At 37.8% G+C, this 8,022-nt stretch carries 10 protein-coding genes; 2 read left to right on the forward strand and 8 right to left on the reverse strand.

All coding sequences use genetic code 11. The features are described from left to right. From ACNI3T_RS10450 to gpmI, 5 genes are all read right to left on the reverse strand, one after another. A partial coding sequence (locus tag ACNI3T_RS10450) for an HNH endonuclease (protein ID WP_418227735.1) occupies window positions 1-353 on the reverse strand: 353 nt, incomplete at its 3' end. Beyond that, the gene (map, locus tag ACNI3T_RS10455) at window positions 346-1,161 is read right to left on the reverse strand and encodes a type I methionyl aminopeptidase (protein WP_418227736.1); all 816 of its coding nucleotides are present in this window, start codon (window positions 1,159-1,161) and stop codon (window positions 346-348) included. The genes map and ACNI3T_RS10450, both read right to left, overlap by 8 nt. A gap of 3 nt (window positions 1,162-1,164) precedes the next feature. Next, a complete protein-coding gene (locus tag ACNI3T_RS10460) occupies window positions 1,165-1,569 on the reverse strand; it encodes a BT0820 family HAD-type phosphatase (protein ID WP_322300939.1) in 405 nt (134 codons plus the stop codon). 51 nt (window positions 1,570-1,620) lie between these two features. Further along, window positions 1,621-2,190, reverse strand: a complete 570-nt coding sequence (locus ACNI3T_RS10465; protein ID WP_418227737.1) for a thioredoxin family protein — start codon at window positions 2,188-2,190, stop codon at window positions 1,621-1,623. A 5-nt stretch (window positions 2,191-2,195) separates the two neighbouring features. Further along, window positions 2,196-3,713, reverse strand: coding sequence for a 2,3-bisphosphoglycerate-independent phosphoglycerate mutase (gene gpmI / locus ACNI3T_RS10470; RefSeq protein WP_418227738.1), 1,518 nt, complete (start codon window positions 3,711-3,713; stop codon window positions 2,196-2,198). A gap of 550 nt (window positions 3,714-4,263) precedes the next feature. Between gpmI and ACNI3T_RS10475 the strand changes: the two genes are divergently transcribed. Then, complete coding sequence (locus ACNI3T_RS10475) at window positions 4,264-4,995, forward strand: murein L,D-transpeptidase catalytic domain family protein (RefSeq protein ID WP_418227739.1); 732 nt, start codon at window positions 4,264-4,266, stop codon at window positions 4,993-4,995. Here ACNI3T_RS10475 and ACNI3T_RS10480 read toward each other — a convergent pair. The 3 genes from ACNI3T_RS10480 to ACNI3T_RS10490 are packed head-to-tail and all read right to left on the reverse strand — an operon-like array spanning window position 4,992 to window position 7,478. Next, the gene (locus ACNI3T_RS10480; protein ID WP_418227740.1) at window positions 4,992-6,623 is read right to left on the reverse strand and encodes a L,D-transpeptidase family protein; all 1,632 of its coding nucleotides are present in this window, start codon (window positions 6,621-6,623) and stop codon (window positions 4,992-4,994) included. The two genes, ACNI3T_RS10475 and ACNI3T_RS10480, sit on opposite strands and share 4 nt — an antisense overlap. Window positions 6,624-6,634: 11 nt before the next feature. Continuing rightward, the gene (locus ACNI3T_RS10485) at window positions 6,635-6,916 is read right to left on the reverse strand and encodes a GNAT family N-acetyltransferase (protein WP_322300934.1); all 282 of its coding nucleotides are present in this window, start codon (window positions 6,914-6,916) and stop codon (window positions 6,635-6,637) included. A 1-nt stretch (window position 6,917) separates the two neighbouring features. Next, the gene (locus tag ACNI3T_RS10490; RefSeq protein WP_418227741.1) at window positions 6,918-7,478 is read right to left on the reverse strand and encodes a ClpP family protease; all 561 of its coding nucleotides are present in this window, start codon (window positions 7,476-7,478) and stop codon (window positions 6,918-6,920) included. Between the two features lie 38 nt (window positions 7,479-7,516). On the opposite strand from ACNI3T_RS10490, the gene ACNI3T_RS10495 reads away from it, so the two are divergent. After that, window positions 7,517-7,969, forward strand: a complete 453-nt coding sequence (locus ACNI3T_RS10495) for a GNAT family N-acetyltransferase (RefSeq protein WP_418227742.1) — start codon at window positions 7,517-7,519, stop codon at window positions 7,967-7,969. Window positions 7,970-8,022: the final 53 nt, after the last annotated feature.

Genomic DNA, 8,022 nt, shown 5'->3' on the forward strand with positions numbered 1-8,022 from the left:
GGACTGTTATATTGATGTTGGACCCATTCATCCTTGGTGGCCCATGCCAAGTTAGAAACGCGATTGTCGTTCTTCACAAAATTCTTGTGAATCACATACTGATCACCTTCTTTTTTCTCTAAAAACATTTCAGCAATAATGCGATGAATGTAGTAAGTTTTGTGCTTACCATTCTTCAATTTTACCGCGAAGTTTAAATATCCACCTACTTTTCCGCCATTCATCAAGTCTCCTTCGGGGTTTTTCAGATAACTGATCATCCTTCCGAAATTTGAGACTTTGTAGATAAAGCGGTCTTCCCAGGAATCTTTGTGTAGGGTTTTCCAGATTTCCTGTCTGTAACTTTTAATCATAAACTTTTGCTCTAAATTCGTCTTCTTCTGTTGAATTAATTTTTAATGATTCATAAATGTATTTAAATGTTGATAGTAATTCTGGTTTGCCGTCTATCAATGCGACATCGTGCTCGAAGTGAGCACTGGGTTTATTGTCGGCGGTTAGTATTGTCCAGCCATCGGGCAATTGTTTAATTCTTTTAGTTCCAAGATTGATCATAGGCTCTATAGCCACGACCATACCTTCTACAAATTTTTTACCTCTGCCACGTTTACCGTAGTTAGGCATTTCAGGATCCTCATGCATCGTTTTACCAAGTCCATGTCCCACAAGTTCGCGAACGACTCCATAGCCGCGGTCCTCAGTGTATTTCTGAATTGCATATCCTACATCACCAACGCGATTTCCTGCTTTGAATTCTCGAATTCCTTCATACAGGGATGCTTTGGTGACTTTCAACAGATCCTCAACCTCTGGAGCGATCGTTCCTACTGCAAATGTGTAGGCATGATCTCCGTAAAAGCCGTTTTTCAAAGCTCCACAGTCAATACTTATAATATCACCTTCCTGTAATGGAGTGTCGTTAGGTATGCCGTGAACTACCTGTGCATTAGGACTCATGCATAAAGAATTGGGAAAATCATAAAGTCCCAGAAAACCTGGAACAGCACCATGATCACGTATAAATTCTTCTGCAAGTTTATCCAATTGTAGGGTAGTTACACCTGGTTTAATTTCAGGCGCCAGCATTCCAAGAGTTTTACTTACAATGAGCGCACTTTCTCTTAGTAGTTCAATTTCTTCGCTGGATTTTGGTATAATCATACTTTAAAATCTTCTGAAGAGACCTGATCTCTTCTTTTTACCGGTTTCGGTTCCTTGTTTGTTTAATGTAAGTGATTGGTAGATCTCTCCCCAACCTTTCATTCCCCCGTAATTACGATCATCTATAAAAATATCGGCAAGAATCTTCCTGCTAATACTTTGATCAAATTCTTCTTCCGGGTAACTACTATTAATTGCGTAAAATTTTAAACCATTCTTTTCGCAGAAATTAACAGCTTCGTCAAGTTTTTCTCCGCTTCTGTAGGTCCAAAGTATTAATCTGTGACCTTCTTCCTGTAATTTCCGAAGAGATTCAAAGGCAAATAGCAAAGGTTTTCCAATTTCTGGAAATCGGTTCTCTACGATCGTACCGTCGAAATCAACTGCGATGGTAAGAGAATTAGGCATAAACAAAATTAGTTATAATTTTTTAATTAAAGAGTTTGCAACTTTTCCTTACTAATCTGCGTAAGAATTTTTGTACTCCTTACCGCCTACGATCTTGGCAATGTCTTCTTCTATACTTTCACCCTGTGAATATTCTACGAAGCGATTTACTTCTTTCCCGTTTTTGTAAAAGATGATCGTAGGTACTCTAGTTACCTCTAAGTCCTTCTCAATGCCAGATGGCGTCGTTTTATTTCTATCTACTGCGACCAGTTGCAGATTGTCGTAATCATAGTCTGCTTCGTCAAGAATCTTCAGGAATTTAGGCAGTTCGCGTTTGCTATCACCGCACCATGTACCCATAAGAACTTTGATTTCGTAGTCCTTAATATTTTCGTTGATCGTAGCCATTTCATCGGTGTCCGGTCGGAAGTTTTCATACCTTGAATCAAACCAGCTATTGAATGGTGCTTGTTGCAATTCTTCTTTCGTAAAATCACCAAGCAACATATTCTTTTGGGTTTCCTGTTGTTCAACTACTGAATCTTCTATTTCATCCATGGCAACATCCTGATTAGAATTGTCCATTTTATTTCCACAGCTCACCGCAAAAGCTGCAATGATAATTAATAGCTTTTTCATAAAAATTAGATTAAAGGGTCTTCTGTCATTAGATCTGGCTGGGTAATTCCCATCAGTTTTAAAATAGTCGGAGCGATATTACCAAGCTTACCATCCCGTATGGATTTTACATCTTTATCCATCAAAATTAGCGGAACCGGGTTGGTGGTGTGAGCAGTATTTGCGCTACCATCTGGATTCTTCATCGTTTCACTATTCCCATGATCTGCGATTATAATGACAGAATAGTCATTTTCAAAAGCAGATTCAGCTACTTTTTTCGCACATATATCAACCGTTTCACAAGCTTTGACAGCAGCATCAAAATCACCGGTATGACCTACCATATCTGGATTTGCAAAGTTTAAACAAATAAAATCTGCCGACTCGCCCTCTAATTCAGGAACGATTTTGTCTGTAATGTCATAAGCGCTCATTTCCGGCTGAAGATCATAAGTGGCAACTTTCGGAGAATCACACATAAGTCTTCTTTCACCGGCAAAAGGTTTTTCTCTACCTCCAGAGAAGAAAAATGTTACATGGGGATATTTCTCAGTTTCCGCAATCCTTATTTGCTTCTTGCCTTCATATTCAAGGACTTCTCCTAGGGTCGCTTTAATATTAGATTTCTGAAAAATGACATTTACATTTTCAAACCTATCATCATATTTAGTCATGGTGACATAATATAAGGTCAATTTTTTCATGTCATATTCGGGGAAATCATCTTGTGACAACGCCTGGGTAAGTTGTCTTCCGCGATCTGTTCTGAAGTTAAAATAGATCACTACATCCTTTTCACTGAGCTTGGCAACAGGATTATTATTATCATCAGTCAGTACTATAGGATCGATAAATTCATCTGAAATATCATTGTCGTAGCTTTTCTGAATTTCAGCTGTAATATTTTGAGTGGTTTTACCTTCTCCTTTAACGATTAAATCATATGCTTTCTCAACTCGTTCCCAACGGTTGTCCCTGTCCATGGCATAATACCTGCCAATCACAGAGGCCAGTTCAGAATTTGTTGACTCTAAATGAGGGAGTAGATCTTCTACAAAACCTTTACCAGAATGTGGATCTACATCACGACCATCGGTAAATGCGTGCACATATTTTTTTTGTACACCAGCCTGTTCAGCTGCAGATAGTAATCCTTTTAGATGGTCGATATGAGAATGAACTCCACCATCACTGAGCAATCCCATAAAATGAATTGGCTTATTATTTTTGACCGCATAGCTAAAAGCCGACTCCAAAACTGGTTCATCTTTTAGAGTATTCTTTTCCACCGCCATGTTGATCTTTACCAGATCCTGATAAACAACTCTCCCGGCTCCAAGATTCATATGTCCAACCTCACTGTTCCCCATTTGTCCTTCAGGAAGACCAACATTAAGGCCATCAGTCCTCAAAGTAGCGTGTGGGAATTTTCCAGGTAGCGAATCCATAAATGGAGTTTTAGCTTTAGCAACTGCAGATATTTCTTCATTAGGAGAAATACCCCAGCCATCCAGGATCATTAGGAGAACTTTCTTATTCATCGATTGTCGTAGTTTAAGCGATAAAGATAAAAACAATTACAGGGAATGACTGAAGGGCAGACTATAATATTTTATTAAAACTAATTCTTATGAAGCATAAACTGTAATGAAATGCTCTGACGATCATTATCATCTGTTTAGAATTCATTGAATTCCGGAACTTTCAAATATGATACAGCTGTCAGCTAATTTGTACCTATCAACTTCTACTTCACACCTCGTAAAATCTTTGATAATTCTTCGGAAGACGATTCTAACATTCTTGGCAGTTTGCTAAGTGTGGACTAATAAGAAAGCTTAACAAAATTTCACTATTTCATATCTACTGGCGGTTTAAAAATTTAACATATATCAATTGTTAGTTTGGAACAATCTTTTCATTTCCGAAGCGTTTACCACAAGCAAGGAATACTTATATTTAAAGCTATTGGGATTACTTTCAGTATCAAATCTTGTTAAAATTTGGCTGAATTCGAGATTAGTTCTGAAATTTTGTATGTTGGCAAGACTTTTGGAATTATTTAACAAATAACCTAAAAACGAAAATTATATGAAGTATAGAATTATGACGGTGATTGGAGTACTAATTTTCTCATTCGCTTTTAGTAATGCATCTGAAATAGACAATTCAAAAGAGACAGTAATTGAGTCAGAGCCAGTGGAGGAGGTTGAACTTACTTCCGAAGAAAAGACACTCGCATTATATGAAAGCTTTTCCCTGAAAAATAGTACGATGCCAGAATTATCGGTTTTCGAAAAAGCGATCAAAGGCTATCAAAAATTAGATAAAGCTGGAAAGGTCAGTAATTCTTTATTAACGGTCGTAGACTTCGACCTTTCTTCAACTAAGAAGAGAATGTGGATCCTGAATATGGATACAGAAGAAGTAGAATTCAATACTTATGTAGCGCACGGTAAAAACACAGGCGCAGAATTCGCGACCAAATTTTCTAATACTGTAAATTCACTTCAAAGCTCCCTGGGTTTCTATGTAACTGGGGAAACTTACTTCGGAAAAAACGGACTTTCGTTGTTCATTGACGGAATGGAAAAGAAATTTAATTCCAATGCCAGAAAAAGATATGTTGTAATTCATGGAGCAGATTATGCTGAACCTCAATTTATTGATAGATTAGGAAGATTGGGAAGAAGCTATGGTTGTCCTGCTGTTCCTAATACGATAGCTAAAGATTTAATCCATAAAATTAAAGGAAAGTCGGTGGTATACATTCATCGATCTTACGACAAATATCTGGAAACTTCCAGTTTTTTAAATTCTTAAGCTTTAGGCTTTAGTAAATTCCAAAGCCTTTTATCAAGATCATAGATATCATCAATAAACCTGGTGGTATCTTTTTTTTGATAGGTGGTCCAGTAAAAGTGATGTACCTTAATTTCCTGCTTCATAGCGATCTGTATGGTATTACCAGATTTGAGGATTTTTTCGATCTTCTCATCGTCGAATTCTTTCTGATCGCTAATCAGGTATTTAGCAAGATCGAGTACATTTTCAACCCTTACACAACCAGAACTTTGAGCCCGGGCATTTTTTTCGAACAAGTTTTTTGAAGGTGTGTCATGCAGGTAGATCATATATTCATTAGGATAGATAATCTTTACCAGTCCTAATGGATTCGATGGTCCTGCCGGCTGACGGTAAGTATAAGATCGGGGACTGGAAGAACTCCAATTCACATTAGAAGGATCTACTTCCTTACCACTACGATCATACATCCTGATATTCTTCTTTCGCAAATAACCTACATCTCTGGAAGCTCCAGGAATTACATCATTTTTCATGATAGTAGGAGGGATGGTCCAGGTCGGGTTATAAATGATATAATCGATCTCATCAGAGAAAACAGGTGTTTTTCTCGCTTCAGTTCCCACCATGGTTTTGTGATTTCTAATGGTATCTCGATCTTTGACCACGTAAAGTTCATAATCAGGGATGTTTACCAGAATATAGTGTTTACCAAGATCTCTGGGATACCATCTCCAGCGTTCCATATTAACCAGAATTTGATGATATCGGTCTTCTGATGTAAGATTCAGGTTCTCGATAGTAGTGTTACCAATCACGCCATCGGTGTTTAAACCATGATCTTTTTGAAAATCTTCAAGTGAAGTTTGTAGTTCTTTAATGTATCGGGTTCCAACAGAATCTGGACTCTTTTTATAGTATCCAAGCTCGAAAAGCCGGCTCGCAATATCAGGGATTCTATCACTGTCTTCACCGGGTTTTATAAGTTTGCCACTAGCGATCACAGTCGTGGAATTTTCTATAATTCCATCATCCCGGTAACTCTTAAGTGCTTTCTTTAAACTTTTATAGACTACATGATCTGGAGCCAGTTCAGCAAGAATATATGAAGCTTTTTCACCTTTTTCTAGTCTTTGTAATAGGCTTTCAGTATTTACGGTGTTAAGCTCTGTACCCCAGATCTCATAAATTTCTTTCGGGTTTAGTTTACCCACGGCCAGGTCATGTGAAAGATCGATAAAGGCATCGGTTAGAAGAATTTCAGCTCTTAGATTTTGTTCTTCATTCTCGCTGCTGAGCGTAGATAATAGTTTCTGTAATTCTTCACCGTGATAATCCTCAAAAAATAACCCATCATACTCGATGGTTTCTATACTGCGGAAAAGGTCTTCCCGAGCTTCCTTGTCATTCCACAAAGGCATGAATTCCCTTTGAGAATAAAAGGAACTCACGCTTTTAAAATTGTTAATTTTGGCAGACGTGCTATCGGTATCTTCAAAGTAATTCTCTATGTCTTCCTGCGAAGTTAGTTCTTTGATCTCTTCAACTTCGTTTCGCTCTTCGATACCTTCCAGCTTCGGTTCGTCCTTACAGGATAAGTTTATTATCCCTAAGATCAAACCCACAAGGAGTAGTTTAGTTTTCATTCTAAATGAAACTATGAAGCCCGAACGTCTGAATATTCCGGGTTTTCATCGAATTTTACTTCAGCAAATGGACAAAGTGGGTCGATCTTTAGATTGTTCTTACGAGCAAATTCAACGCTTTCCTTCAGCAGGCTTGAACCAATTCCCTGGTTCTCCATCTCCCTCTTCACCTCGGTGTGATCTATTGTAATCACATTACCCTTCTTATGATAGGTAAGTTCAGCAACAAGACTGTTCTCTTTCTCAATGTAGAACATTCCGCGGCTATCGCTTTCTTTATGTTTTATCTCCATATTATTTTCTAAAAATTCCGTCTACTATTCCGTAATCAAGTGATTCATCAGCATCCATCCAGTAGTCGCGATTAAAATCTTTAAGCACCTTTTCGGTGGTTGTTCCACAATTTTCAGCAAGGATCTCTGCGCTCAAATGTTTGGTCTTAAGAATTTCATTGGCTGCGATCTCAATATTTGAAGCCTGACCTCTTGCTCCACCACTAGGTTGATGAATCATTACCTTTGCGTGTGGTTGTATAAATCTTCTTCCTTTTTCTCCTGCGGAAAGTAATATAGACCCCATGGAAGCTGCCAGACCCGTACAGATTGTTGAAACTGGTGATTTAATACTCATGATAGTATCATAAATAGCAAATCCATCGGTCACATAACCACCCGGGCTATTGATGAATAACTGAATCTCGCTATCTCCCATCAGGTCAAGATATTCCAGTCTGTCTATAACATGTTTCGCAGTTTTATCATTGACCATACCCCAAAGATAAATTTTGCGTTCTTCCAGAAATTTATTGTCAATTAGATCCTGGATCTTACCAGGCTTATTCTTAGATGTATCCATAATTCTTATTTGTAGTACTTGAAGTAATAGATAAAAATATGACTATTTTTACGGAAAAGGCAGGTATGGAACTGGCATTTAACAAGATTTTAAAAACTGATTTTTCCTTAGTTCTGCCTTACCTCGAAAAACTGCAGTCGCAGGCGTTGCCCCCAGAGATTTTAAAGGATAGATTGCTGGAAATGTTTGAGCAGAATTACGAGTGTTTCGGTATTTATAAATCTGGAAAACTTGTAGGTATTTTTGGATTATGGTTTATGACTCGACATTACGCGGGAAGAACCTGCGAAGTAGATCATATTTATATAGATGATGACCTACAGGGGCTGGGTGTTGGGACACAGTTATTTCAGTTTATAGATCAATACGCGAAGAAAAAGCAGTGTGAAACTATTGAGCTGAACAGTTATGTCGAAAATTTCAGATCACATAAATTTTACATGAATCTTGGTTTTGTTATCCGTGGATATCATTTTCTAAAAAAACTTTGATTTCCTTTGAACATACAAAAGAAAGCATTTATATTTGCCGCCGCAAGCGGGAG

It is taken from the genome of Christiangramia qingdaonensis (assembly GCF_048381525.1).
Taxonomy (GTDB): Bacteria; Bacteroidota; Bacteroidia; order Flavobacteriales; family Flavobacteriaceae; genus Christiangramia.

Coding starts and splice junctions, on each gene's coding strand:
- ACNI3T_RS10475 (WP_418227739.1), top strand. CDS start 4,264: ATGAAGTATAGAATTATGACGGTGATTGGAGTACTAATTTTCTCATTC.
- ACNI3T_RS10460 (WP_322300939.1), bottom strand. CDS start 1,569: ATGCCTAATTCTCTTACCATCGCAGTTGATTTCGACGGTACGATCGTA.
- ACNI3T_RS10490 (WP_418227741.1), bottom strand. CDS start 7,478: ATGGATACATCTAAGAATAAGCCTGGTAAGATCCAGGATCTAATTGAC.
- gpmI (WP_418227738.1), bottom strand. CDS start 3,713: ATGAATAAGAAAGTTCTCCTAATGATCCTGGATGGCTGGGGTATTTCT.
- map (WP_418227736.1), bottom strand. CDS start 1,161: ATGATTATACCAAAATCCAGCGAAGAAATTGAACTACTAAGAGAAAGT.
- ACNI3T_RS10485 (WP_322300934.1), bottom strand. CDS start 6,916: ATGGAGATAAAACATAAAGAAAGCGATAGCCGCGGAATGTTCTACATT.
- ACNI3T_RS10495 (WP_418227742.1), top strand. CDS start 7,517: ATGACTATTTTTACGGAAAAGGCAGGTATGGAACTGGCATTTAACAAG.
- ACNI3T_RS10480 (WP_418227740.1), bottom strand. CDS start 6,623: ATGAAAACTAAACTACTCCTTGTGGGTTTGATCTTAGGGATAATAAAC.
- ACNI3T_RS10465 (WP_418227737.1), bottom strand. CDS start 2,190: ATGAAAAAGCTATTAATTATCATTGCAGCTTTTGCGGTGAGCTGTGGA.